24 protein-coding genes, 2 tRNA genes and 1 riboswitch are annotated in these 22,816 nt (G+C 49.6%); of the genes, 16 read left to right on the top strand and 10 right to left on the bottom strand.

The window, feature by feature from the left end:
- The first annotated feature begins 38 nt into the window (after positions 1-38).
- From CYJ98_RS07290 to CYJ98_RS07255, 8 genes are all read left to right on the top strand, one after another.
- A complete protein-coding gene (locus tag CYJ98_RS07290) occupies positions 39-467 on the top strand; it encodes an acyl-CoA thioesterase (protein ID WP_101755982.1) in 429 nt (142 codons plus the stop codon).
- 1 nt (position 468) lies between these two features.
- On the top strand, positions 469-1,365 hold the full coding sequence (locus tag CYJ98_RS07285; protein ID WP_101755981.1) for a tyrosine recombinase XerC: 897 nt from the start codon (positions 469-471) through the stop codon (positions 1,363-1,365).
- 352 nt (positions 1,366-1,717) lie between these two features.
- Positions 1,718-2,653 carry an energy transducer TonB gene (locus CYJ98_RS07280; protein WP_101755980.1) on the top strand — a complete coding sequence of 312 codons (936 nt, stop codon included), beginning with the start codon at positions 1,718-1,720 and terminating at the stop codon, positions 2,651-2,653.
- Positions 2,654-2,736: 83 nt separating this feature from the next.
- Positions 2,737-3,396 carry a MotA/TolQ/ExbB proton channel family protein gene (locus tag CYJ98_RS07275; protein WP_049321979.1) on the top strand — a complete coding sequence of 220 codons (660 nt, stop codon included), beginning with the start codon at positions 2,737-2,739 and terminating at the stop codon, positions 3,394-3,396.
- A gap of 3 nt (positions 3,397-3,399) precedes the next feature.
- Positions 3,400-3,837, top strand: a complete 438-nt coding sequence (locus tag CYJ98_RS07270; protein ID WP_101755979.1) for an ExbD/TolR family protein — start codon at positions 3,400-3,402, stop codon at positions 3,835-3,837.
- 132 nt (positions 3,838-3,969) lie between these two features.
- On the top strand, positions 3,970-5,631 hold the full coding sequence (locus tag CYJ98_RS07265; protein WP_101755978.1) for an electron transfer flavoprotein-ubiquinone oxidoreductase: 1,662 nt from the start codon (positions 3,970-3,972) through the stop codon (positions 5,629-5,631).
- A gap of 84 nt (positions 5,632-5,715) precedes the next feature.
- Positions 5,716-6,567: a dihydropteroate synthase gene (folP, locus tag CYJ98_RS07260; RefSeq protein ID WP_101755977.1), complete on the top strand. Its 852-nt coding sequence runs from the start codon at positions 5,716-5,718 to the stop codon at positions 6,565-6,567.
- A 93-nt stretch (positions 6,568-6,660) separates the two neighbouring features.
- Positions 6,661-6,736, top strand: a tRNA-Ile gene (locus CYJ98_RS07255).
- 597 nt (positions 6,737-7,333) lie between these two features.
- On the opposite strand, the gene CYJ98_RS07250 is transcribed toward CYJ98_RS07255, so the two are convergent.
- Entirely contained in the window at positions 7,334-7,792 is a 459-nt protein-coding gene (locus CYJ98_RS07250; RefSeq protein ID WP_101755975.1) for an RrF2 family transcriptional regulator, read from the bottom strand.
- Positions 7,793-7,938: 146 nt separating this feature from the next.
- On the opposite strand from CYJ98_RS07250, the gene CYJ98_RS07245 reads away from it, so the two are divergent.
- Positions 7,939-8,319, top strand: coding sequence for a hemerythrin domain-containing protein (locus tag CYJ98_RS07245; protein ID WP_101755974.1), 381 nt, complete (start codon positions 7,939-7,941; stop codon positions 8,317-8,319).
- An 86-nt stretch (positions 8,320-8,405) separates the two neighbouring features.
- Positions 8,406-9,617, top strand: coding sequence for an NnrS family protein (locus tag CYJ98_RS07240; RefSeq protein WP_101755973.1), 1,212 nt, complete (start codon positions 8,406-8,408; stop codon positions 9,615-9,617).
- Positions 9,618-9,718: 101 nt separating this feature from the next.
- Here CYJ98_RS07240 and CYJ98_RS07235 read toward each other — a convergent pair.
- The 3 genes from CYJ98_RS07235 to ispB form a co-directional block, all read right to left on the bottom strand.
- Positions 9,719-9,793: transfer RNA gene (locus CYJ98_RS07235), tRNA-Arg, on the bottom strand.
- A gap of 18 nt (positions 9,794-9,811) precedes the next feature.
- Positions 9,812-10,258: a DUF441 domain-containing protein gene (locus CYJ98_RS07230; protein WP_101755972.1), complete on the bottom strand. Its 447-nt coding sequence runs from the start codon at positions 10,256-10,258 to the stop codon at positions 9,812-9,814.
- A 4-nt stretch (positions 10,259-10,262) separates the two neighbouring features.
- A complete protein-coding gene (gene ispB / locus CYJ98_RS07225; protein ID WP_101755971.1) occupies positions 10,263-11,237 on the bottom strand; it encodes an octaprenyl diphosphate synthase in 975 nt (324 codons plus the stop codon).
- A 262-nt stretch (positions 11,238-11,499) separates the two neighbouring features.
- Here ispB and rplU point away from each other — a divergent pair, with 262 nt between their 5' ends.
- The 3 genes from rplU to ubiM all read left to right on the top strand — a co-directional run bounded on the left by rplU (position 11,500) and on the right by ubiM (position 13,567).
- Positions 11,500-11,808, top strand: a complete 309-nt coding sequence (gene rplU, locus CYJ98_RS07220; RefSeq protein WP_002216394.1) for a 50S ribosomal protein L21 — start codon at positions 11,500-11,502, stop codon at positions 11,806-11,808.
- Positions 11,809-11,835: 27 nt separating this feature from the next.
- A complete protein-coding gene (gene rpmA / locus CYJ98_RS07215; RefSeq protein ID WP_002212328.1) occupies positions 11,836-12,108 on the top strand; it encodes a 50S ribosomal protein L27 in 273 nt (90 codons plus the stop codon).
- Between the two features lie 274 nt (positions 12,109-12,382).
- Positions 12,383-13,567 (top strand): 5-demethoxyubiquinol-8 5-hydroxylase UbiM, encoded by a 1,185-nt coding sequence (gene ubiM / locus CYJ98_RS07210; RefSeq protein ID WP_101755970.1) that lies wholly within the window; start codon positions 12,383-12,385, stop codon positions 13,565-13,567.
- A gap of 167 nt (positions 13,568-13,734) precedes the next feature.
- On the opposite strand, the gene CYJ98_RS07205 is transcribed toward ubiM, so the two are convergent.
- From CYJ98_RS07205 to CYJ98_RS07195, 3 genes are all read right to left on the bottom strand, one after another.
- Positions 13,735-14,715 carry an alpha/beta hydrolase-fold protein gene (locus CYJ98_RS07205; protein ID WP_101755969.1) on the bottom strand — a complete coding sequence of 327 codons (981 nt, stop codon included), beginning with the start codon at positions 14,713-14,715 and terminating at the stop codon, positions 13,735-13,737.
- A gap of 30 nt (positions 14,716-14,745) precedes the next feature.
- On the bottom strand, positions 14,746-15,192 hold the full coding sequence (locus CYJ98_RS07200) for a tetratricopeptide repeat protein (RefSeq protein WP_101755968.1): 447 nt from the start codon (positions 15,190-15,192) through the stop codon (positions 14,746-14,748).
- A gap of 87 nt (positions 15,193-15,279) precedes the next feature.
- Complete coding sequence (locus CYJ98_RS07195) at positions 15,280-16,158, bottom strand: LysR family transcriptional regulator (protein WP_101755967.1); 879 nt, start codon at positions 16,156-16,158, stop codon at positions 15,280-15,282.
- A 213-nt stretch (positions 16,159-16,371) separates the two neighbouring features.
- Here CYJ98_RS07195 and CYJ98_RS07190 point away from each other — a divergent pair, with 213 nt between their 5' ends.
- A complete protein-coding gene (locus CYJ98_RS07190; protein ID WP_180947877.1) occupies positions 16,372-17,460 on the top strand; it encodes an alkene reductase in 1,089 nt (362 codons plus the stop codon).
- Positions 17,461-17,625: 165 nt separating this feature from the next.
- Here CYJ98_RS07190 and CYJ98_RS07185 read toward each other — a convergent pair whose 3' ends face one another.
- Both CYJ98_RS07185 and queF read right to left on the bottom strand, forming a co-directional pair.
- A complete protein-coding gene (locus tag CYJ98_RS07185; RefSeq protein WP_101755965.1) occupies positions 17,626-18,303 on the bottom strand; it encodes a 7-cyano-7-deazaguanine/7-aminomethyl-7-deazaguanine transporter in 678 nt (225 codons plus the stop codon).
- A gap of 101 nt (positions 18,304-18,404) precedes the next feature.
- Positions 18,405-18,878, bottom strand: coding sequence for a preQ(1) synthase (gene queF, locus CYJ98_RS07180; protein WP_003748427.1), 474 nt, complete (start codon positions 18,876-18,878; stop codon positions 18,405-18,407).
- Positions 18,879-18,881: 3 nt separating this feature from the next.
- Positions 18,882-18,926, bottom strand: a riboswitch (PreQ1 riboswitch).
- A 147-nt stretch (positions 18,927-19,073) separates the two neighbouring features.
- Between queF and rfaQ the strand changes: the two genes are divergently transcribed.
- The gene (gene rfaQ, locus CYJ98_RS07175; RefSeq protein WP_101755964.1) at positions 19,074-20,156 is read left to right on the top strand and encodes a putative lipopolysaccharide heptosyltransferase III; all 1,083 of its coding nucleotides are present in this window, start codon (positions 19,074-19,076) and stop codon (positions 20,154-20,156) included.
- Between the two features lie 6 nt (positions 20,157-20,162).
- Here rfaQ and CYJ98_RS07170 read toward each other — a convergent pair whose 3' ends face one another.
- The gene (locus tag CYJ98_RS07170) at positions 20,163-21,143 is read right to left on the bottom strand and encodes a hypothetical protein (RefSeq protein WP_101755963.1); all 981 of its coding nucleotides are present in this window, start codon (positions 21,141-21,143) and stop codon (positions 20,163-20,165) included.
- A gap of 362 nt (positions 21,144-21,505) precedes the next feature.
- On the opposite strand from CYJ98_RS07170, the gene CYJ98_RS07165 reads away from it, so the two are divergent.
- The gene (locus tag CYJ98_RS07165) at positions 21,506-22,801 is read left to right on the top strand and encodes a M23 family metallopeptidase (RefSeq protein WP_003748435.1); all 1,296 of its coding nucleotides are present in this window, start codon (positions 21,506-21,508) and stop codon (positions 22,799-22,801) included.
- Positions 22,802-22,816: the final 15 nt, after the last annotated feature.

The following is a 22,816-nucleotide window of genomic DNA, read 5'->3' as shown; positions in this document are numbered from 1 at the left end:
GGTTTATAATGGTAGAGTATTGAAAACGGGTGTGCAAAATGGATAGGATTTTGGTGGCCAAGTGTGATAAGCCTTTGTTTCAGACGGCCTTGACGGTGCAGGTGGGCGATGTGAACTATGGTGGCCATCTGGCGAACGATGCGGTGTTGCGTTTGTGCCATGAAGTGAGGATGCGTTGGCTGGCGAAGCTGGGTTGGAGTGAAATGGATGCTGGAGGGGCTGGCCTGATTATGGCGGATGCGGCGGTACAGTATTTGGCGCAAGGTCATCATGGCGATGAGTTGTTGATAGAAATGGGGGCTGCAGGCGTGGCCGGTGTGGGCTTTTCTTTGCTGTACCGTATCCGTAGGATTTCAGACGGCCTTGTGCTGGCGAAAGTGCAGACAGGCATGGTGTGTTTCGATTATGGCAAGCAACGAGTTTGCCGTTTGCCTTCGGCCTTGAAAACAGCATTGGAGGCCGTCTGAAATGGCGGTATCAAGCAATTTTGCGCTTCATCTTGAGCGCTATCTGAAAACCTTGCTGCAACAAGGCAAGTCGGAGCATACCGTTTCCGCTTATCGGCGCGATTTGAGTGAATTGATGCGCCTGTTGCCCGATAATCTGGAAAACGGCCTGCCGACGCGCCGTGATTTTGTGGCGGTATTGAAAAAGCTGTCGCAAAAGGGCTTGAGCGAAAGCAGCTTGGCGCGGAAATTGTCGGTGTGGCGGCAGTATTGCAGTTGGCTGGTGCAGATAGAAGTCATGGAAAGCGACCCGACATTTAATATGAAAGCGCCACGCCTGCCCGAACGCCTGCCTAAAGCCCTGCCGCAAGAGCCTTTAAACCATATCCTTGACCATGCGCCGGTTGATGACGAGTTGGACGTGCGCGATAAGGCCATGTTTGAATTGATGTATGGCAGCGGTTTGCGCCTGAGCGAGATACAAGGTTTGAATCTAGACGGTATTGTCTTGGGCGAAGGCTGGGTCAGCGTGAAGGGTAAAGGCGGCAAGCAGCGGCAAGTGCCTTTGGTGGGCAAGAGCATTGCGGCATTGCGCGATTATTTGGCAGTACGTATTGCCAAAGAGGGCGAGCAGGCCTTGTTCACCAATAAGAACGGCGGTAGGCTGGGGCAACGTCAAATCCAAAAACGCCTGCAGGCGTGGGCAGTGCGCGTGGGCAGCGCCAGCCATATCTCGCCGCACATGATGCGCCACAGCTATGCAACCCATCTTTTGCAGGCATCGGGCGATATCCGCGCTGTGCAGGAATTGTTGGGACACAGCAATCTTTCTGCTACGCAAGTTTATACAAAGCTGGATTTCGACCATTTGGCGCGTGTTTATGATGAGGCGCACCCAAGGGCAAAACGGAAAAAATGATTTTGTTTGAATCAGGCCATCTGAAAGAATGTTTTCAGACGGCCTGATGTTTTATGGATAAAAAATACAGATGATTTGAAACCATTTGAATTTTTATCGGTCTGATGAGGTTTCAATATTGGCCTGATGTGCGGATGGCATAAAGATTGTAAGAGTCGATGGCTTTTTTAATACCGTTTATCTTTTCAGATGGCCGCTTGTTTGATAATATTAGTAATGAGAGCTAATATCATATTATGATATGCAGCCTTTAAAACAGCAGGTCTATAAACTTTCTCTATAAGCATTAATGCTTATTTTGACTGTAAAACGACTTGCAAACGGGAATTGTTGCTATTAACATAACGGAATTATGGATAAAAAACGAATTTTAACTCCAGCCGTCGTGACTTCCGTTGCGTTGATTCACGTCGGCTTGGTTGCACTTTTATGGCACGCGCACAAACCACCTCCTGTCGAAATGGCGAATATTGAATTTGTCGATTTGGGCGATTTCGGCGGTGGCGACGGTAGCCCTGAGGGCGAAGGCGCACCTGCCGCCCCCGAGCCTACCCCCGAACAACCAAAACCCAAGCCGAAACCCAAACCTAAGCCTGTCGAGCCGCCCAAACCTGTTATCAAACCTGTGGTAACGAAAAAAGAAAAAGCGGATATCGTACAGCAAAAGGAAAAACCGAAACCTATCGAGAAACCTAAGCCCGAGCCTAAGCCGGAACCCAAACCTGAGCCGAAGCCCGAGCCAAAACCTGAACCAAAACCAGAGCCGAAGGCAGAACCTAAACCATCTCCCAAAGCATCTGAATACTCAGGCAGCAAAACCGGGCCGAATACTGCGGAAAACGGTAAAGGCAACGGCGAAGGCAAGGCCTTGAGCGGAGAAGGAAAAGGCAACGGCGGCGGTACGAAAGGTACAGGCAGTGGCCGTGGCGAAGGCAGCGGATCCGGCAGCGGCGGCTCGAAAGGTGAACATGGTTCCGGCACCGGCGGTAGCGGAGGTGGTAGTGGTGATGGATCAGGCCATAACGGTCCTCCCGCTATTGTGGATAAAGGTGTTTTACCTGCGCCTAAGTATCCTTCCATGTCTTTAGAAAATGGTGAAGAAGGAACTGTTCATCTTTCTATTACAGTAGCACCTGGAGGGAAAGTACTCTCTGTCAAAGTAACAAAGAGTAGTGGACATCAGCGGTTGGACAATGCAGCCAAGAAAGCTGCATATTCACAGGGAGCCCGATTCCCAACAAATCGTTTAACTGAGTATCGAGGCAAAATAGTATTTGATATTAATTAATATTAAAGCCGATTGTTACGATAACTTAGGTTTTATATTTCAGTATCGGTCAATTTTAATTTTATTTTTAACTTGGAAAAATTATGGATTTAAGTTTAGTTTTCAAATCAGGTGATGTGGTACTGATTGGTGTATTTGTCCTGATGTTGTTGATGAGCGTGGTAACATGGAGCGTTATCGTGATCCGCTGCATCAAATACTGCAAAGCGAAAAAAGGCAATGCTCAGGTAAAAGAGTTGATGCTGAATGCGTTTACTCTGGCCGATGCTGTACAGAAAGCCAAAGCGGTAGAAGCACCAATGAGCAATGTTGCCGATGAGTCTCTGCGCGCATACCAAAACTACCGTCAAACGACAAGCAAATCGCTGATTGACGAATTGCCTTTGAACGAATACTTGGTTGTTCACATCCGCAACAGTATGTCCCAAACCATGCGTCAGTTCGACTATGGCATGACCGCGTTGGCCTCCATCGGCGCAACCGCTCCGTTTATCGGTCTGTTGGGTACTGTTTGGGGTATTTACCATGCCCTGATCGGCATCAGCGAAAGCGGTCAAATGAGCATTGCTGCGGTAGCCGGTCCGATTGGTGAGGCTTTGGTATCGACTGCTGTCGGCCTGTTTGTGGCGATTCCGGCCGTATTGGCGTACAACTTCCTCAATCGCGGTACAAAAACCATCGCGCAAGATATGGACGCATTTGCACATGACCTGCATGTCCGCCTGCTGAACCAAAAGGATTAAACCATGGCTTTCGGATCAATGAATTCCGGCGATGATGCGCCGATGTCGGATATCAACGTTACGCCTTTGGTGGACGTGATGCTGGTGTTGCTGATTGTATTTATGATTACCATGCCGGTGCTGACCCACTCAATTCCTTTGGAGTTGCCGACTGCTTCGGAAAAAGCAGCGAAAGAGGATAAGCAGCAGCCTAAAGATCCTTTGCGTTTGAATATTGATGCCAACGGTGCTTATGTCGTTGGCGGCGATTCCGATACCAAAGTGGATTTGGCAACGGTAACTGCCAAGCTGAAAGAAGCCAAAGCGAAAAACGAAGATGTGATTGTGGCGATTGCGGCGGATAAAGCGGTTGAATACGATTACGTCAACCAAGCCCTGCAAGCGGCGCGCGAAGCCGGTATCAGCAAAATCGGTTTTGTAACGGAAACTAAAGCGCAATAATCTCTTTGAATAAGTAAAGGCCGTCTGAAATTTGAGTAAAGTTTCAGACGGCCTTTTGTTGTATTTGGTAACTATATGTCCAAGCTGTATAATTAGCGGATTAAATTGAATAATGACAATACAGGAACCACTATGACAGAAACCATCGAGCGCGACAGTATGCAATACGATGTCGTGATTGTCGGCGCAGGCCCGTCGGGTTTGTCTGCCGCCATCAAACTCAAGCAGCTTGCCGAAAAGAATGGACGTGAAATCAGCGTTTGCGTGGTGGAGAAGGGTTCGGAGGCCGGTGCGCACTCGCTTGCCGGTGCCATCATCGATCCGATTTCTTTGAATGAGCTGATTCCTGATTGGAAAGAAAAAGGCGCGCCGCTGACGCGTACAGTGACGAAGGACAGGGTTTTGTTCCTGACCGAGAAAAAAGCCTTCAACTTGCCGGTTACCCCGAATTTCGACAACCATGCGAACTATATTGCCAGCTTGGGCGAAGTCGTGCGCTGGCTGGCGGAGCAGGCGGAAAATTTGGGCGTGGAAATCTATCCGGGCTTTGCCGCCGCCGAAGTGCTGTATCACGAAAACGGTTCGGTCAAAGGCATTGCGACCGGCAATATGGGCATCGGCAAAGACGGCGAGCCAACCGACAGTTTCCAACCCGGCATGGAGCTTTGGGCGCAGCAAACCATATTTGCCGAAGGCTGCCGCGGTTCGCTTTCCAAACAAGTCATAGAACGCTTCAAACTCGACCAAAACAGTCAGCCGCAAACTTACGGCTTGGGCATCAAAGAGATTTGGGAAGTGCCGTCTGAAAAACATCAGCCAGGTTTGGTGATGCACAGCGCAGGCTGGCCGCTCGACAGCAAAACCTACGGCGGCTCGTTTATTTATCATTTTGACGACAACAAAGTCGCTGTCGGCTTTGTGGTCGGTTTGGATTATCAAAACCCGTATCTGTCGCCGTTTGAAGAGTTCCAACGTTTCAAAACCCATCCTGAAATCCGCAAAACCTTTGAAGGTGGCCGCCGTATCGCGTATGGCGCGCGTTCGCTGATTGAAGGCGGTTTGCAAAGCCTGCCGAAACTCTCGTTTAAAGGCGGCGTTTTGGTCGGCGATGCCGCAGGTTTCCTGAATATGCCACGCATCAAAGGCATCCATACGGCCATGAAATCCGCCATGCTTGCCGCAGAAGCAGTGTTCCCTATGTTGGAAAACCTCGAAGAAGTGGAAAGCTTCGACAGCGGCAAAGAGGCCACCGATTATCAGCAACGCTTTGAACAAAGCTGGCTGTATCAAGAGCTTTACGCCGCGCGCAATGTCCGTCCGTCATTCAAATGGGGTGTTTACCTCGGCTCAATCTATACCGGTATCGACCAAATGATTTTCAGAGGCAAAGCCCCTTGGACTTTGAAACATCACGGCAAAGACAACGAGCAGCTCAAAAAAGCCTCCGAATGCAAGCCGATTGATTATCCGAAGCCCGACGGTGTTTTGACCTTTGACCGTTTGAGTAGTGTTTTCCTTGCCAACCTTGCGCACGAAGAAAACCAGCCCGACCATTTGGTGCTGAAAAATCCGCAGGTCATGATAGACGTAAACTACAAAGAATACGCCTCGCCCGAAACGCGCTATTGTCCGGCCGGCGTATATGAGATCGTCGAAGAAAACGGCAGCCCGCGCCTGCAAATCAACGCCGCCAACTGCGTTCATTGCAAAACGTGCGACATCAAAGACCCGACGCAAAACATCACTTGGATTTGTCCTGAGGGTGCGAGCGGACCGAATTACGGCGGAATGTAATTTACTGTTTTGAAGTCAAAACCTAAAGGCCGTCTGAAAAGTTTCAGACGGCCTCTATCCTATTATTTCATCAATGGAAGCATTATGAACACACGCATTTGGCAGGCAGGCCGATTTGAAATCGCCTTGGACAAACCGAAAATCATGGGCATCGTCAATCTGACCCCCGATTCATTTTCCGATGGCGGCACCTATTCGCAAAATGTCCAAATAGCATTGGCACATGCCGAGCAGCTGCTGAAAGACGGTGCGGATATTCTCGATATCGGCGGCGAATCTACCCGCCCGGGTTCGGATGATGTTTCTCTCGAAGAAGAATGGTCCAGGGTGCAGCCGGTTTTGGCGGAGGTGGCCAAGTGGAATGTTCCCGTCAGCTTGGACACGCGCCGCACGGTGATTATGGAAAAAGCCTTGGCGCAAGGCGGCATCGATATTATCAACGATGTTGCCGCATTGAGTGATGAAGGTGCAGTCGCATTGCTGGCGCAACAGCCGAAGACAGGCGTGTGTCTCATGCACATGCAGGGTTTGCCCAAAACCATGCAGCTTAATCCGCAATATCAAGATGTCGTCGAAGAAGTTGTGCGTTATTTAAAAGCACGCGCGGCAGAATGCGTTCAAGCAGGTATTGCCCCTGAACGCATCACGCTAGACCCCGGCTTCGGTTTCGGCAAAAACCTGCAACACAACATCACCCTGATACAACATTTGCCTGAGTTGATGGACGCAACCGGATTCCCACTTCTGATCGGCGTATCGCGCAAACGTATGATTGGCGAACTGACAGGCGAACAAGATGCCGCCAAACGCGTACACGGCAGCGTTGCAGCCGCTTTGGCCACAGTCGCCCGAGGCGCGCAAATCATCCGTGTTCACGATGTCAAAGCAACGGCTGATGCCTTGAAAGTTTGGGAAGCATTGGGCGTATCGGCATAATGCCCGAATAGAAAACCAACAGGCCGTCTGAAACATTTGCCCGGCATCTTGAACAAGCAACAAGTTATGCTATAATCCGCATCTACTCTTGACGGGTCTGTAGCTCAGGGGTTAGAGCAGGGGACTCATAATCCCTTGGTCGTGGGTTCGAAACCCACCGGACCCACCAAATATTAAAAATGCCCGAGGCTTTTGGCTTCGGGCATTTTTGTATTTATTGGTTTGTGAAGGGTTGGAATATAATGTCGACAATAGCAATTCGGTTATGTCGTCCAATATGTTTTTTAGGGAAAATTCTTTTTAAAAAGAAGGAGTAGTTTGGTGGAGTTATTGCCTTATTTTCTGTTTTGTTTAGTATTTTTGTATTTTATTGCAATTATCATTAATCTAGTAATGCTATATAAAATATTAAAATCAGAAGGGATGGATATAGGTTTTTTTGAATATCTATTTACTCATAAAAGTATGGAATTAAAATTTTACAAGATACTGTTTGGAATACAAAAAATATCTAATAAATTTTATTTGAAAATATTAAGAATAAATTTTACGGTTGCGATGATTATTCTTATTTTATGTTTTTCTATTGTCTTATATTCGACATATTTAGCATAAAAATTAACCTATCGAATGAAAGTCAGCTATTTAAGCTGTAGAGTGTTTTGTAAAAAATGCCGTCTGAAAATCTTAATTTTAGACGGCATTTTTTATTTTTTAAGTAATACTATTTCAGTATGGCTGGATTGTTTTCAGACGGCCTGAAGATTTAGTCGGCCGTTCCGCGTATTTCGTTGATTGGGATGCGCGGTGTATAAAGTATGTCGTAAGTCGGCTTGTCCAGCAGATCTTGCAGTGAGTATTGATCTAAATGATTGAAGAAGGCTTTGATGGCGCCGGTGATGATACCGGTCAGTCGGCAGGAAGGGGTGATGAGGCATTCGTTGTTATCGCCCATGCATTCGACAACCTGCATCGGCTCAAGATGGCGGATGACTGCGCCGATGTTGATGTTTTCAGGATTGTCTGCCAAGCGCAAACCGCCGCCTTTGCCGCGCACGCTGACCAGAAATCCACCTTTGACTAATGAGGTAACCACTTTCATCAAATGGCTTTTGGAAATATTGTAAGTCTCGGCAATGGTGCTGATATTGACGAGGGTGTCATCGTTGATGGCGGTATAAACCAATACGCGCAATCCGTAATCGGTATGTTGGGTCAGATACATGGCTGGCTCTTTAGATATTTTTATTATATGTCAAAAGCGTAGTGCTTGGTGAGGGGCTGTTTGACTTTATGTGGGATTGGGTTTCATAATATCTGAAACATTTGAATTAATCCAGTTTGACAAACTGTTACCATTATAACGAACTTATGAAGCCCTTGAAACGCCATCCTGCCTTAATAGAACTTTCCCGCGAACATCATGGCTCGCTGTCGTTGTGCGTCCGTCTTCTGCGTACGCCCGATCAAAGCCATCAGGCGGAGCTGGAGCCTCATTTTGTTGAGCTTGAGCCACATTTTTTGGAAGAGGAAACCATGTTTGCGCCGTATTGGGATAAAATTGACCCTGCGTTGCGGCAGCGTTTTAAAGGCGATCATGCCAAATTACGCGCGATGATGGCGCATCCTGAATATATGAATGAATCATGGAATAAGGAGTTTGCTGTCACTTTGCGCGATCATGCGCGCTTTGAGGAGCGCGAGCTTTTCCCTGCAATTGAACCTTTTTTGCCTTTGCCTGAAAATGTGTAACAGGGAAAGGAGTCGATGGCCGTCTGAAAAGTTTCAGACGGCCTCTGTTGCTGTTTTATGATGATATAAAAATTGAAGGAACCACCATGACCGATTTGTTCAAACACCCGGTTTGGGCAATGGCCTTCCGCCCGTTTTATTCGTTGGCGGCTTTGTATGGCGCATTGTCTATACTGCTTTGGGGCTTCGGCTTTCAGGGTACGCCTGAGTTGCCGGGTTTATATTGGCATGCTCATGAAATGATTTGGGGCTACGCCGGATTGGTTGTCATTGCATTCTTGCTGACTGCCGTGGCAACTTGGACTGGCCAGCCGCCGACACGCGGTAAGGCGTTGGCCGGTTTGACCGCATTTTGGTTGCTTGCGCGTTTGTGTGCATTTATTCCCGGCTGGGGTGCGACGGCAAGCGGTATATTCGGTACGATCTTTTTCTGGTATGGCGCGGTGTGTATGGCTTTGCCGGTAATTCGTTCTCAAAACAAGCGCAACTATGTTGCCGTATTTGCTATTTTTGTTTTGGGCGGTACCCATTTCGCGTTCCATATGAAAATGCAGCCGTTTGATGCCATTGCGCTGATGACCGGTTTGCAATCCGGTTTGATTATGGTGGCCGGCTTTATCGGTTTGATTGGTATGCGGATTATCTCGTTCTTTACGTCCAAACGCCTGAACGTGCCGCAAATCCCTAGCCCCCAATGGGTAGCGCACGCATCGCTTTGGCTGCCTATGCTGGCTGCATTGTTGATGCTGTTCCCACCAGCTTCTAATTGTTCCCCGTTGTGGAATACAAAGCAGTTAACTGTAGGATGCCTGCTACAACCGTTTGCTTCTGTATTTTCCTTTTCTGCCGGTGTGATTTTTACCGTGCAGGTGTACCGCTGGTGGTATAAAGCCGTACTGAAAGAGCCTATGCTTTGGATTTTGTTTGCCGGCTATCTGTTTACAGGCTTGGGCTTGATTGCTGTCGGTATTTCTTATTGGATTTCAAGTTTCCTGAATTTGGGCGTACACCTTATCGGCGTTGGCGGTATCGGCGTGCTGACTTTGGGCATGATGGCGCGAACTGCGCTTGGCCATACCGGCAACTCTATTTATCCGCCGCCTAAAGTGGTTCCTGTTGCCTTTTGGTTGATGATAGCCGCAACGGTTGTCCGTGTTTTGGCTACCTTTGTGAGCGGTACGGCATACACGCACAGTATCCGTTGCTCCGCCGCTTTGTTTGCCGCTTCTTTGCTGTTGTACGCATGGAAATATATTCCTTGGTTGATCCGTCCGCGTTCGGATGGTCGTCCGGGTTAACGGTTTGGCGAAATGAGAAGGCCGTCTGAAAAGTTTCAGACGGCCTTTATTATTGATAATAAAAAAGCCTTTCAGAATATGAAAGGCTTTTATTGAAACTGTGGCCTCGCCAACAGGAATCGAACCTGTATTTTACGCTTAGGAGGCATACGTTCTATCCGTTGAACTATGGCGAGGCGGTAAAGGAGGGGATTTTAAACCTTTCCGGCAAAAAAAGACAATAAGCCGGCGGCAATCAAAGGGCCGACCGGAATGCCGCCGACAAAGGCAACGCCGATGACCGTGCCGATTAATAATCCGGTTACCAGAACAGGCTGTTCGCTCATCAATGGAACGTCGCGTCCGGCAAGCCAGGCAACCAAAATGCCGATAAGGACGGCGGCAATCATTTTGAAATTGATAAACTCGGAAACCGGCGGAATCTGGATTTTACCGGAAACCAGCGGGCTCAATACACCGATGGTCAGCAGGATGATGCCCAGATGCAAACCGTGTTTTTCCACCAAGGGAAGATATTGCGACAAGGCCGTCTGCTGCATGAGCAGCAATACCGCCGCCGAAATCGTAATCGAGTTGTTGTTGCTGACGACGCCCAAAAAAATCAGCGTAACCAGAAACAAAGGGACAAAGCTGAAATTCATCGGATTAAGATACTCGGGCCAAAGATTCTTTTGCCAGTTGGATCATGGCTTCTTTGACTTCACTGTTAGGCAACACGTCCAATGAAGCGATGGCTTTGTCGACAGCTTTTTTCGCTTCGGAAATCGAATATGGCAAAGCGTCGGAATTAACGACATAGTCGTGGATTTTTTCAAAATAGCTGCGGTCGGCATTTTCCAAAGCATGGCGCACATCGTTGGCTGTCTGCTCGGAGCCGTTTCGCATCAGGTAAATCAATGGCAGGGTAGGTTTGCCTTCTGCCAAATCGTCGCCGACGTTTTTGCCGATTTCTTCGGTTTCGCCTGAATAGTCCAATACATCGTCAATGATTTGGAAAGCCGTACCGACGTACATGCCGTAGTCTTTCAAGGCTTGCTCGTGTTCGGGGGAAGCCTTGCCCAAAATTGCGCCGACTTGCGCGGCCGCTTCAAACAGTTTTGCTGTTTTGTATTGGATAACTTGGACGTATTGCTCTTCGGTAATATCCGTATTGCCGATGTTCATCAGCTGCATGACTTCGCCTTCGGCGATGATGTTGGTCGCATCTGCCATCACTTCCAAGATACGCATGCTGCCAGAACCAACCATCAGTTGGAAGGCGCGTGTATAGAGGAAGTCGCCGACCAAAACAGCCGCCGCGTTGCCGAAGAGGTTGTTTGCCGTTTTACGGCCGCGGCGCAAATCGCTTTCATCGACGACATCGTCGTGCAGGAGGGTGGAGGTGTGGATGAATTCCACCATCGCTGCCAGCGAGTACAGTTTTTCATCGTCGTGCCCGACTGCTTTGCCTGCCAAAATGGTAATAATCGGACGCAGGCGCTTACCGCCCGCGCTGATGATGTATGTGCCGATTTGTGAAATCAGCGCAACATCGGATTGAACAGCTTGGTTGATGACCGCATTAACTTTGGCAAGGTCATCGGGCAGGTGGCGTTGGAAGTAAGGCAGGTTTTCGAGCATAAAACATTCTCTGTTGACAAAACGGAGCGGGGCTCCAATGAATCTGTTTAAACCCGTACATTCGGTCGGGGTAATAACGTTGCATAAAGATATCAGCAATCCAGCGCGTGATTATATCAGTTAAAAAGCATGCAACATATCTTTCAGACGGCCTTTTCACTTGTAAATAAAATAAATTTTGACAAAACAGGCAAATAGAAATAGAATAGCTCGTTTCGCACATGGTGTGCGGAATGTTAACCTAATTCTCATGGAGTTGAGTATGTACGCGGTCGTAAAAACCGGCGGTAAACAATACAAAGTTTCCGTTGGCGAAAAATTGAAAGTAGAACAGATACCAGCCGAACTCGACAGCCAAATCGAACTGACTGAAGTTTTGATGATTGCTGACGGCGAATCTGTAAAAGTAGGCGCACCTTTTATCGAAGGCGCAAAAGTAACAGCTAAAGTCGTTGCTCATGGTCGTGGCGAGAAAGTACGCATTTTCAAAATGCGTCGTCGCAAACACTACCAAAAACGCCAAGGCCATCGCCAAAATTTCACCCAAATCGAAATCGTGGCAATCGCCTAATTTCAAGTAAGTTCAGGAGTATTACAAATGGCAAGTAAAAAAGCAGGCGGTAGCACCCGCAACGGTCGCGATTCAGAAGCCAAACGCTTGGGCGTTAAAGCCTACGGCAACGAGCTAATTCCGGCAGGCTCTATCATCGTTCGTCAACGTGGTACTAAATTCCACGCAGGTGACAACGTAGGCATGGGCAAAGACCACACTTTGTTTGCTAAAGTCGACGGTTACGTTGAATTCAAAACCAAAGGCGCGCTGAACCGTAAAACCGTCAGCATCCGTCCTTATACCGGTTCTGAAGAATAATCGTTTTACGATTGAAAGCCGCATTCCTTTTCGGAATGCGGTTTTTGTTTATCTGACGGTTTTGTCTGTTTGATAAAATCCGTATGTCGTGAAGCTTGATTTATATTAAGGCCAAAGTAAAAACGTGCTTATAATCGATAGTCTTTGTTTTATTCTATTGACTCTTTCTATATAATCTATCAAATGCCTTTGATTTACCCTCTTGTAGCTAAACACAGTAAACTTAAGGCCGTCTGAAAAAATCCGTATCAGTTGAATACAAGGAATTCCTCCCATGAGCTTACACAGTGATATTCTCGTCGTCGGCGCAGGCCCTGCCGGATTAAGTTTTGCCGCAGAGTTGGCCGGAAGCGGCTTGAACATAACCCTGATTGAAAGAAGTCCTTTAGAAGTGTTGCAAAATCCGCCGTATGACGGCCGTGAAATCGCACTGACGCATCTGTCGCGCGAAATCATGCAGCGATTGGGTATGTGGGATTTGATTCCAAAAGACGAAATTTATCCTTTGCGCGATGCCAAAGTGTTGAACGGCCATTCCGATTACCAGCTCCACTTCCCGCAACCGACTCAGGCGCGTGGCGAGCCTGCGGACTGCTTGGGCTATTTGATCTCCAATCACAATATCCGCAAAGCCGCTTATGAAGTCGTGTCCAAATTGGACAACGTGAAAATCCTGGCCGGTACCAATGTTAAAGAAGTCAAAACTTCTGACGATGAGGCGCAAGTTATTTTGGAAAGCGGCGAAGTATTGACCGGCCGTCTGTTGTTGGCCGCCGATAGCCGCTTCTCGCAAACGCGCCGTCAATTGGGCATTTCTTCCGATATGCACGATTACAGCCGCACCATGTTTGTGTGCCGCATGAAGCATACTCTGTCCAACCTGCATACCGCATATGAATGCTTCCACTATGGCCGCACCATTGCGTTGCTGCCTTTGGAAGAACACTTGACCAATACAGTGATTACGGTGGACAGCGATAAGGCCGAAACGATTAAAAACATGTCGCCGGAAGAATTGGCGGCCAGCGTGAAAGAGCAACTCAAAGGCCGTTTGGGCGATATGGAATTGGTCAGCACCATTCACAATTATCCTTTGGTCGGCATGATTGCCCAACGTTTCTACGGCAAACGCAGCGCATTAATCGGCGATGCCGCAGTCGGTATGCATCCGGTTACTGCGCACGGCTTCAACTTGGGTCTGGCAAGTGCTGATCTTTTAGCTAAATTGGTTCTCGAAGCCGATCAACGCGGTCAGGATATTGGTGCGAAGAGCCTGCTGGAAAAATACAGCACCAAGCATATGTTCCATGCCCATCCGATTTACCACGGCACTAATATGCTGCTGAAACTCTTTACCAATGAAACTGCTCCGGCGAAACTGCTGCGCGGTTTGGTATTGCGTGCAAGCAATAACTTCCCGCCACTGAAAAAACTGATTACCAAACAATTGACCGGTTAATCATTTGAAAATATAAAAGGCCGAGACCTTTGCAAAATTCCCCCAAATCCCCTAAATTTCCACAAAGACATTTAGGGGATTTCTCATGAGCACCTTCTTCCAGCAAACCGCCCAAGCCATGATTGCCAAACACATCGACCGAGACCTTTGCAAACTGTGCTGGCGGCTTACTTACCGCGCTGCTGCTGCATCAGCCAATCGCGGGCGGGTTCGAGCAGGTAGGCGTAATCAAACGAATACATATGCTCTGCGCCTTTGTGGGTGGTGTTTTCTGGAATCACCGTATTCGGCGTGAAGCGGATGAAGTTGATGCGTTTGCCTTGGGCGAGCATTTGTTGGACTTTTGCGTCTTGTTCCGCCTGCGGCAATTTGGCGGAAAATTCGGTTTCGGCGTAGGCGACTTTGTTTTGTTGCAGCATTTCGCCGACTTGCGCCATGCCTGCCGATGCCTTCGGGTCGGCGGCGGAAACGGTGTAGATGAACTTCGCCCGCGTCAGCGGTTTCAATACGTTGATGTCCCATTGGCTGCCGACGAACATGGAAGCGGCAAAGAAGTTTGGTTCGATGCTGTTGAGATAGAAGGAAATCATGCCACCCATGGATTGGCCTGTGGTGTAAACGCGGTCGGGGTCGATCGGTTTTTGGGTCATCAGGCTTTTGACGAGGCGCAGGGTCATGCCGACTTCGTCTGAGGTTTGCCATTGGTCGTTGACCGCCGTTCCGGTGTAGGACGGCACGAGGACGAAGGCGGAGTGTTTTGCCTGCGCTTCGTCGGTTGCCCAAATAATGCCGCCGTAGCCCTGCATCAGCGGGGCTTTCACGCCTTTGCCTACGGTGCTGGCATCGGCAATAAACATCACCAGCGGGTATTTGCGGCCGGGCTCGAGGTTTTTGGGCGTGTACAGGTTGTACTGCATTTCTTTGCCTGTTTGCGGGTCTTTGAAGGTCAGCACTTCAAAACGCGGGGCGATTTGTTCGCGTAGGGCGAGCAGGCGGCTGTCGTAGGATTTGTCCGCGCCGCCGTATTGTTTGTCCCAAGCGGGATTTTGCGCGCTTTGGGCGGCAGGGCTGTTTTCAGCGGTGTTTTGCGTGGCGGTGCAGGCTGCCAGCAGCAGGCCGGTGGCGATGACGGAGAAGGTCTTTTTCATGGAAACTCCTTGAAAGATTGAGGGAAACGGTTAATTTGTTTTTACGCCCAAGCGGTTCAGCGCGTCAATGGCAGGCTGGGAAACATGGTCGCCGCGTGCGGCGGATTTTTGATACCAGCGCACGGCTTGGGTCGTGTCTTTCGCCGTGCCGACGCCGTTTTCGTAGCAATAGCCCAGCCAGTATTGCCCGGTAATGTCGCCCGCTTTGGCAGCCTGCGTGAAGTAGGCGAAAGCGGTTTGCGCATTTTGGGCGACGCCTTTGCCGTTCAGATACATCAGCCCCAGATAACGCGGTGCTTTCATATGCCCCGCCTGTTGCGCCTGCTCAAAGTAGGGCTTGGCGTGTTGGTAATCCTGTTGTTGATACAGGGCGATGCCTTCGTCCAGCAGGGCTTTCGCCTGTTCGTTATGATGCGGAACGGCAGAACAGGCTGCGAGAAGGACGCTAGCGACGAGCGTGGATAGTTTGGATTTCATGGGCGTTTCTTTAAAAATGGGGAAAGGGGGATTGCGGGAATATCACTCGGTTACAGCAAGCGGCAAGTGCAGGCTGCTTTTATGCTTTCAAGCAGCCTTCGTTTTGCTGCGCAAAAATGCAATAAAACATTTTGTTTTTGCCGGCAGCAGACGCGTGGCAGTTAAGGCGTAAATGGGGACGCTCTGTCCTTTCCAGTCAGGCAGTATGCGTTTCAGATGACCTGACGTTTCGTATTGTTCTGCCATTATTGCCGGTATAAAGGCAACCCCCAAGCCATGCGCAGCCATGCGTGCCAGCATGCCCATGCTGTTGACGGCATAGGGCGATTGCGCGGTGATGAGTACGGTTTCACCTGCCCTGTTTAGCAAGGTCCAATTTGAGGCCGTCTGAAAACGTAGGCAGTCGGCAGCGGGTAAATCCTGTGGTGTTTGCGGCTCGCCGTGTTTGGCCAGATAGCTTGGAGAGGCATAGAGATAACGTTCATCATGCATCAGCACTGTGGAAATATACCCTGAATCGGGCTGTTCTCCCGCGCGGATGACCAAATCGAACGGCTCACCAATCAAATCGACTTTACGCGGCGTAACATCCATTTCCAGCTTGATTTCAGGGTATTGCGCGGCAAATTCGGGGAGTAGGGGCGCAAGAAATTCATAAGAAAAATCAACGGGGAGCGATACACGCAGCACGCCGTACGGACGCACCAGCATCCCGCTTAGCTCGTCATGAATCCGTCGCGCTTCTTCCATAATAGGCTTTACCCGCTCGAAATAACGCCTACCGGCTTCGGTCAGCTCAACCCGCCGGGTCGTGCGGTTCAAAAGCTGTAAACCCAGCTGCTTTTCCAATTCACTGACTCTGCGTGATAACGTTGATTGCGGCATCCCCAGTTTCGCGGCTGCTTTGCTAAATCCCTTGGCTTCCGCCACTTCGGCAAATAACGCCATTTCGTTTAAATAATCCATTGATAATTGTCTATTGCTGATTTCAGGTAACCTATTATATCTAAAAATGGATAAGTGTTATCTATAAAACCATATTTATCTGAAAAGCAATCTTCTCTACAATACGTTTCATAACATCTCAACCACACTTTTTCGATTTTTCAGTATTTATCCTAAAAATCAGACCCGTTACAATACGCACATCTTAACCATTCAGCCCAAACGGAGCCCATCATGAAACTTCTATCCCCCGGCAAAATCGGCAATGTGTCCTTAAACAACCGCATGGTGATGGCGGCGATGACCCGCAGCCGTGCCACCGCAGACGGCGTGCCGACCGACCTAATGGCAGCGTATTACGCCCAACGCGCCGCCGCAGGCCTGATCATTTCCGAAGCCATCAACATCTCGCCCGACGCCGTCGGCAGCCCGCTCACACCAAGCATTTACACCGACGAGCAAATCGCCGCTTGGCAAAAAATCACGCAGGCGGTACACGCCCAAGGCGGCAAAATCTTCGCCCAACTTTGGCACACAGGGCGCGTCGCCCATTCCACCGACCGCCAAGGCAAACTGCCCGTCGCCCCGTCTGCCGTAAAAATCGAAGGCATGCAGCACTTTACTTCGCAAGGCTTGCAGGATTTTGAAACCCCGCGCGCGCTGACGCTGGGCGAAATCAAACAAACCCAAGCCGACTACATTCAGGCGGCCAAAAATGCCATCAAAGCCGGCTTCGACGGCGTGGAGCTGCACATGGCAAACGGCTACCTGCCGCAGCAGTTTTTCGCCGACAGCAGCAACCTGCGCGATGACGAATACGGCGGCAGCATCGAAAACAAAGCCCGTTTTACGCTGGAAATCATGCGTGGTTTGATTGACGCGGTGGGCGGCGACAAAGTCGGCATCAAAATCGGCATCAAAATCTCGCCCCTGCACCCTTACGCGGGCATGGCGTTTGACGACCCTGCCGCCAGCTACGATTATCTGATCGGCGAGCTCAACAAACTTGATTTTGCCTTTGTAGAACTGATGAAGCGCAGCCCGATGTTCCCGCTGCTGCCGCATTATCCGCAAGACGACGAAATCGAACGCTTCGGCAGCCAAATCAAACACACCCTGATTGCCGGCACGGCATACGACCGCGAAACGGGCGAAGCGGAGCTGCAAAAAGGCATCGCCGACTTCATCGCCTACGGCGTACCGTTTCTTGCCAATCCCGATTTGGTCAAACGCTTTGAGCTGAACGCCGAACTCAATCCCGCCGACAAAGCCACCATGTTCGGCGGCGGCGAGCAGGGCTACACCGATTACCCGACTTTGTAATCCTTGCAAACCTTGTCATCAACAAACGCCGTTTTCTCATACCGGGAAAACGGCGTTTGACTTTTCAGGTAGCCTGCAAGCGGTGGGATTGCGGTGGAATTTTGCAAAGGTCTCAGGCCGTCTGAACGATTAAAGTTTCAGACGGCCTTGTTTTTTATCTGCTGCTTATTTGGCTAAAACCGATTCGGGCATTTCTTGACGGACGTTTAAGGAAGTCAGTTTTTTGGTCAAGATGCTCAATACGATGCCGTATGCAGGCAGGAAGAAGAGGGTGCAGATGGCGAGTTTGAACAGATAATCGACAAATGCGATGCCCTGCCAATTTGCCGCCATAAATTCATCGTTGCTCGCATAAAAGGCAACGGCGAAAAACACCAGCGTGTCCAAAGCATTGCCGACAACGGTGGAAGCAGTAGGGGCAATCCACCATGATTTCAGACGGCGTAATCTGTTGAACACGAAAATATCGAGGATTTGCCCGAGCGCATAGGCGGAAAAGCTGGCCAATGCGATACGGCCGACGAAGGTGTTAAATTCGGTTAAAGATGCCCAGCCTGTCCAGTTGCCGTCATGAAAGAGGACGGAGAAGACGTAAGAGAGCAGCAGGGCGGGGAACATCACCCAAAAAATAATCCGTCTCGCCAACGGCGCGCCGAAAATGCGCACGGTCAGGTCGGTAGCGAGGAAGATAAAGGGAAAGGAAAATGCGCCCCAAGTGGTAAAGATACCGAAAATTTGAAAGGGGAACTGAACCAGATAGTTGCTGGCGGCAATAATAAAAATATGGAAAAGCACCAGCCAGAAGAGTGCTTTCTTCTGCTGTGCGGCGGTAAATTCGTACATGGAAATCTTTCGGAAGTTTTTTCAGACGGCATGAGTCCTTGCGAGACTGTGCAATAGAGAAAGTCTTGCAATGAAAAGGGCGTTAGGCCGTCTGAATAGGATTATTGTGCATCGTGCTCAAACAGGCGTTTGCGTGCCAAAGCTTCAAACTCTGTGCCTGCTTTGCCGTAGTTGGCAAACGGATGAATGGCGATGCCGCCGCGCGGTGTGAATTCACCGAATACTTCGATGTATTTTGGATCCATCAGGGCGATGAGGTCTTTCATGATGATGTTGACGCAGTCTTCATGGAAGTCGCCGTGGTTGCGGAAGCTGAAGAGATAGAGTTTCAGTGATTTGCTTTCCACCATTTTGATATGGGGAATATAGCGGATGTAGATGGTGGCAAAGTCGGGCTGGCCGGTCATCGGGCAGAGGCTGGTGAACTCGGGGCAGACGAATTTGACGAAATAGTCGTTGTCAGGATGTTTGTTGTCGAACGCTTCCAAAATTTCAGGCGCGTATTCGCTCGGGTATTGGGTTTTCTGGTTGCCCAAAAGGGAGATGCCTTGCAGCTCTTCGTTGTTGCGGGACATGAGGTTTCCTTAGTTTTTTAATGTGGGAGGTTTTCGAACCACGGGGTGCGGATTGTAATATAAATTGCATGGCTTGTGCGGATTTTATAGCGATGAATCAGCAGGATAGCTTTCAGACGGCCTGTTTTGTATTTTATGAAACCTGTTTTCCGCTTTACAATAGCAGCCAATCAACAGGCCGTCTGAAAGTTTCGTATGTCTTTATCCCAACCCAAACGCATCCTGATCATCAAATTGCGCCATCATGGCGATGTGCTTTTGAGCACGCCGGTGGTTGATGCACTGAAAACCCGTTTCCCCGATTGCGAAATCGATATGCTGGTGTATGCCGGTACGGAGCAGCTGATTGCCGATAATCCGCAGATTGCGCAGATTTTTACCATTGATCGAAATTGGAAGAAGCTGGGCATATTCAAGCAGTTGGCGTGTGAGAAAAACCTTTTTTCAAAGCTGAAGACACGCGATTATGACTGGGCTTTCAATCTGTCCGACCAATGGCGCGCGGCAATAATCGCCAAACTGTGCGCCCGTTGCAGCGTGGGTTTGGACTGCATCAAGCGTGACGGTTTCTTGTGGCGTTTCTGTCATGATTTTATCAACCATGAGCTGGATCCCAGCCATCATATCGTTGAAAACCAGTTGAATATCCTTGCGCCGCTTATCCAACCGGAAGACGTGGCCGATGCGAAGGTGCGCCTTTGGGTGGCGCAAGATGCAAGGGAAAGTATGCGGCAGAAATTGCGTGCTCAGGGTTGGAGCGGCGAAGATTATGTATTGATGCACCCGGGTGCGCGTTGGCATTTCAAATGTTGGGAAGACGGCAAGAATGCCGCCATCGTACAGCTTCTGCTCAACAGCGGGCAGAATGTCGTATTGACCGCTTCCCCCGACAATGTCGAACAATACATGCTTCAGGAAATTATAGGCCGTCTGAATATTCCGGAAGGCGGAAAAGTTTGGGTGTTGTCCGGATGCTTGAGCCTGCGTGAATTGGCGGCAGCCATTGAGGGCACTAAACTGTTTATCGGTGTCGATTCCGCACCGATGCACATCGCCGCTGCTTTGGATAAACCGCAAATCGCTTTGTTTGGCGCGTCATGGGTGGACAAATGGCGTCCGTATTCCGAGCAGGCGGAAGTCATTTATGCCGGCGATTATGCCGAATTGCCCAACCCCGACAGCATCGATACCAACGATCCGACCCGTTTGTTGAAAGCGATTCCGTTGCAGGATGTGTGGGATAAAATTTCGGCCAAATTGGAGGCGTTGGAGGTTTAAAACCGCTTACCATGATCCGTTAAACGTTTTGGCTTTGCGCCAAAATGCCCATTTGGAACGGCAGCCGATTGCCAGCGTGCCGCCGTTTTCGCCGTCTGTGGCAATGTACACGGCTTTCAGACGGCCTGAAGCGAGTGCGTCCCATAAAGGCGCAAACCAACGGGTTTCCCAGCTTTCCAAAATATCTTTGTATGCCCAAACATCGCCTGTCTGTAAGGTGGAAACCAAGTCGTCCAAAAAGATAAGGCCGTCTGAAACCGTGTTGCCTGTTTCTTGAACCATCTCAAACCAAGCCTTCAAATCATACGGCGCATTGAGTTTGGGCGTATCCGAAAAACGCGCCCATGCGCTGTCTGAAGCGACGATATCCGCAGACTGTGTACCGTTCGCATCGTTCCACAGCCACAAACCGTTGATTTCCGGTAATCCTTGTTGTTCACGCTCCTGATTAATCGGATGCGAGTGGAGAAACATTTGGATTTCCGTCTGCATGGCCAACCAAGACACCGCATCTTTGCCGTGTGCCTGACCGTCCATTTCCGGCTGCCCACACACATCCAAAACACATTCCGCGCCCCAATCTTCTATCCTCGGCATACTGAGCAACCACATGCTTTCGCAAAGCGGCTCGAATTGCCAATCTTTATCTTGATAAAACGCCGACAAATCCGCACATAACCGTTGCGCCTCCTCTTTTTGGATGCCGATAAACTCGCCGCTGATAATGTTGACATGGTGCATGCCCATCTGTTGCCAAACCGGAGAGGCAAAAGCGGCTGTGCGTTTTTGGCTTGTGTGGCGTAAACGTTGCACTTGGGCAATGAGGCTGCCGCCCCACAAATGGCGTCCGTAAAATTCAGACGGCCTGAGTGTTTCTTTGCGTAATGTGCCGTAACGCAAAAGACGGTTAAAAGCAGGTAAGGCAAGCTCAGGGACGGATTCGTCGGCAAAGCGGTTGAGCGAGGGGAGGGCGAGGGTCAGCTTCATAAGCGCAAATAGATAGAAAAACCGTTATTTTACGCGACAAATGATGCGTTTCGGAACCTTGCCCTCATGTACCCCAAAAGAGCCGTTCAGACGGCCGGTTTGGAAAAAACGGGCTGTCATGCTAAAATGCGTGGCGTAAATTTCAGAAAAACAGGGTGTAAATCAACACAATAGCCCTGATAATAACGTCAATCTCAAACACGACCTCATTCATTCCGAATGAAAACCTGATTTTCAGATCGGAAAAAAGACTCAAAGTCCTTTATCCCCAAAACTGTTTAAACCAGCAGGCGGTCGCAGCAGGCCGGATGTGCCGGCATTCTGCAAACCTCAAAAACAGACCGCCCCATTAAGGATAACGCGTGATTAAAAACAAATATTCCACTCGATTCAAAGCAACCCTCTTAGCGTTTCTGCTGCCGGCTTCAGGCATCATGACCGCATACGCCATTACCGACCCTCAACCTGCACAAACCGATTTCAAAGTCGAGCGTATTTCCGAAGAGCTGCCTGCCGTTTATGTGGAAACCAATACCTACCAATCCAGCTATTGGGCGCAAGAAGCCGTCCAAGCCGGCGACTCTTTGGCAGACGTTTTGACGCGCATGGGTGTCAACCAAGAAGACATCAAGCAAATCATGGCGAAAAATAATGCCAACCTCGACATGAAAAACCTGCGGACCAACCAATCCGTCAACATCCGCATCGATTCTTCAGGCCAAGTGACCGACGTTCAATTCTTTACCGATGAAGAATTGGAACGCAACTTGGTGGCTTTGGAAAAAGTCAAAGGCAAATGGCGCATCTCCAATGCCGAAATCGACATGAAAACCATGCCGACCCTGCGCTCCGTACAAATCCGCACTTCCGCCATCGGCGATATGCTCCGTGCTGAAATCCCTTCCGAAGTGTATATCCAGCTCAAAGAAATCTTTGCCGACTCGTTCAATATGAGTGATTTGAAAGAGGGCGATACCGTACGCCTTTTGTACAACAGCATGTATTTCCGCGGCCAGCAAATGGCGGTTGGCGATATTTTGGCGGCTGAAGTGGTTAAAGACGGCAAAACTTATCAAGCCTATTATTACAGCCAAGGCAAAGGCGACGAAGAAAGCGGCAGCTACTACGACCAAAACGGTAAGTCCCTGCAACAAAAAGAAGGCTTCAATACCGAGCCTGTTGCATACACGCGTATTTCTTCCCCGTTCGGCTACCGTGTCCACCCGGTTCTGCATACCGTCCGTATGCACACCGGTATCGACTATGCCGCGCCGACCGGTACGCCGATTAAGGCTGCTGCCGACGGCGAAGTGATTTTCAAAGGTTGGAAAGGTGGTTACGGCAATACCGTGATGATCCGCCATGCCAACGGTGTGGAAACCCTGTACGGCCACATGAGCGCATTCAGCCCTGCCGACGGCAGAGTCCGTGCCGGCGAAGTGATTGGTTTTGTGGGTACAACCGGCCGTTCGACCGGTCCGCACCTGCATTACGAAGCACGCGTCAACGGCCAGCCGGTCAACCCGACTACCGTCGCTCTGCCAACGCCGAAATTGACCCCGACCAATATGGCCGCGTTCCGCAAACAGCAAAAAGATGCCAGCACGATGTTGTCTACCATCCGCTCTTTGCCGGTTTCCGTAGCGCAGTTGGATTAAATTAAGATAAAGGCC

The sequence above is a fragment of the Neisseria perflava genome (assembly GCF_002863305.2).
GTDB lineage: Bacteria > Pseudomonadota > Gammaproteobacteria > Burkholderiales > Neisseriaceae > Neisseria > Neisseria perflava_A.
This window is presented reverse-complemented; position numbering and strand designations above follow the sequence as displayed.

Bases quoted from the DNA above. Each gene is read 5' to 3' on its own strand.
- queF (WP_003748427.1), bottom strand. From the start codon at position 18,878: ATGTCCCGCAACAACGAAGAGCTGCAAGGCATCTCCCTTTTGGGCAAC.
- rplU (WP_002216394.1), top strand. From the start codon at position 11,500: ATGTACGCGGTCGTAAAAACCGGCGGTAAACAATACAAAGTTTCCGTT.
- CYJ98_RS07190 (WP_180947877.1), top strand. From the start codon at position 16,372: ATGAAACTTCTATCCCCCGGCAAAATCGGCAATGTGTCCTTAAACAAC.
- CYJ98_RS07170 (WP_101755963.1), bottom strand. From the start codon at position 21,143: ATGAAGCTGACCCTCGCCCTCCCCTCGCTCAACCGCTTTGCCGACGAA.
- CYJ98_RS07185 (WP_101755965.1), bottom strand. From the start codon at position 18,303: ATGTACGAATTTACCGCCGCACAGCAGAAGAAAGCACTCTTCTGGCTG.
- CYJ98_RS07290 (WP_101755982.1), top strand. From the start codon at position 39: ATGGATAGGATTTTGGTGGCCAAGTGTGATAAGCCTTTGTTTCAGACG.
- CYJ98_RS07230 (WP_101755972.1), bottom strand. From the start codon at position 10,258: ATGAATTTCAGCTTTGTCCCTTTGTTTCTGGTTACGCTGATTTTTTTG.
- rpmA (WP_002212328.1), top strand. From the start codon at position 11,836: ATGGCAAGTAAAAAAGCAGGCGGTAGCACCCGCAACGGTCGCGATTCA.
- CYJ98_RS07195 (WP_101755967.1), bottom strand. From the start codon at position 16,158: ATGGATTATTTAAACGAAATGGCGTTATTTGCCGAAGTGGCGGAAGCC.
- CYJ98_RS07250 (WP_101755975.1), bottom strand. From the start codon at position 7,792: ATGTATCTGACCCAACATACCGATTACGGATTGCGCGTATTGGTTTAT.
- CYJ98_RS07205 (WP_101755969.1), bottom strand. From the start codon at position 14,715: ATGAAAAAGACCTTCTCCGTCATCGCCACCGGCCTGCTGCTGGCAGCC.
- CYJ98_RS07245 (WP_101755974.1), top strand. From the start codon at position 7,939: ATGAAGCCCTTGAAACGCCATCCTGCCTTAATAGAACTTTCCCGCGAA.
- CYJ98_RS07275 (WP_049321979.1), top strand. From the start codon at position 2,737: ATGGATTTAAGTTTAGTTTTCAAATCAGGTGATGTGGTACTGATTGGT.
- CYJ98_RS07265 (WP_101755978.1), top strand. From the start codon at position 3,970: ATGACAGAAACCATCGAGCGCGACAGTATGCAATACGATGTCGTGATT.
- rfaQ (WP_101755964.1), top strand. From the start codon at position 19,074: ATGTCTTTATCCCAACCCAAACGCATCCTGATCATCAAATTGCGCCAT.
- CYJ98_RS07240 (WP_101755973.1), top strand. From the start codon at position 8,406: ATGACCGATTTGTTCAAACACCCGGTTTGGGCAATGGCCTTCCGCCCG.
- CYJ98_RS07270 (WP_101755979.1), top strand. From the start codon at position 3,400: ATGGCTTTCGGATCAATGAATTCCGGCGATGATGCGCCGATGTCGGAT.
- CYJ98_RS07280 (WP_101755980.1), top strand. From the start codon at position 1,718: ATGGATAAAAAACGAATTTTAACTCCAGCCGTCGTGACTTCCGTTGCG.
- folP (WP_101755977.1), top strand. From the start codon at position 5,716: ATGAACACACGCATTTGGCAGGCAGGCCGATTTGAAATCGCCTTGGAC.
- ubiM (WP_101755970.1), top strand. From the start codon at position 12,383: ATGAGCTTACACAGTGATATTCTCGTCGTCGGCGCAGGCCCTGCCGGA.
- ispB (WP_101755971.1), bottom strand. From the start codon at position 11,237: ATGCTCGAAAACCTGCCTTACTTCCAACGCCACCTGCCCGATGACCTT.
- CYJ98_RS07285 (WP_101755981.1), top strand. From the start codon at position 469: ATGGCGGTATCAAGCAATTTTGCGCTTCATCTTGAGCGCTATCTGAAA.
- CYJ98_RS07200 (WP_101755968.1), bottom strand. From the start codon at position 15,192: ATGAAATCCAAACTATCCACGCTCGTCGCTAGCGTCCTTCTCGCAGCC.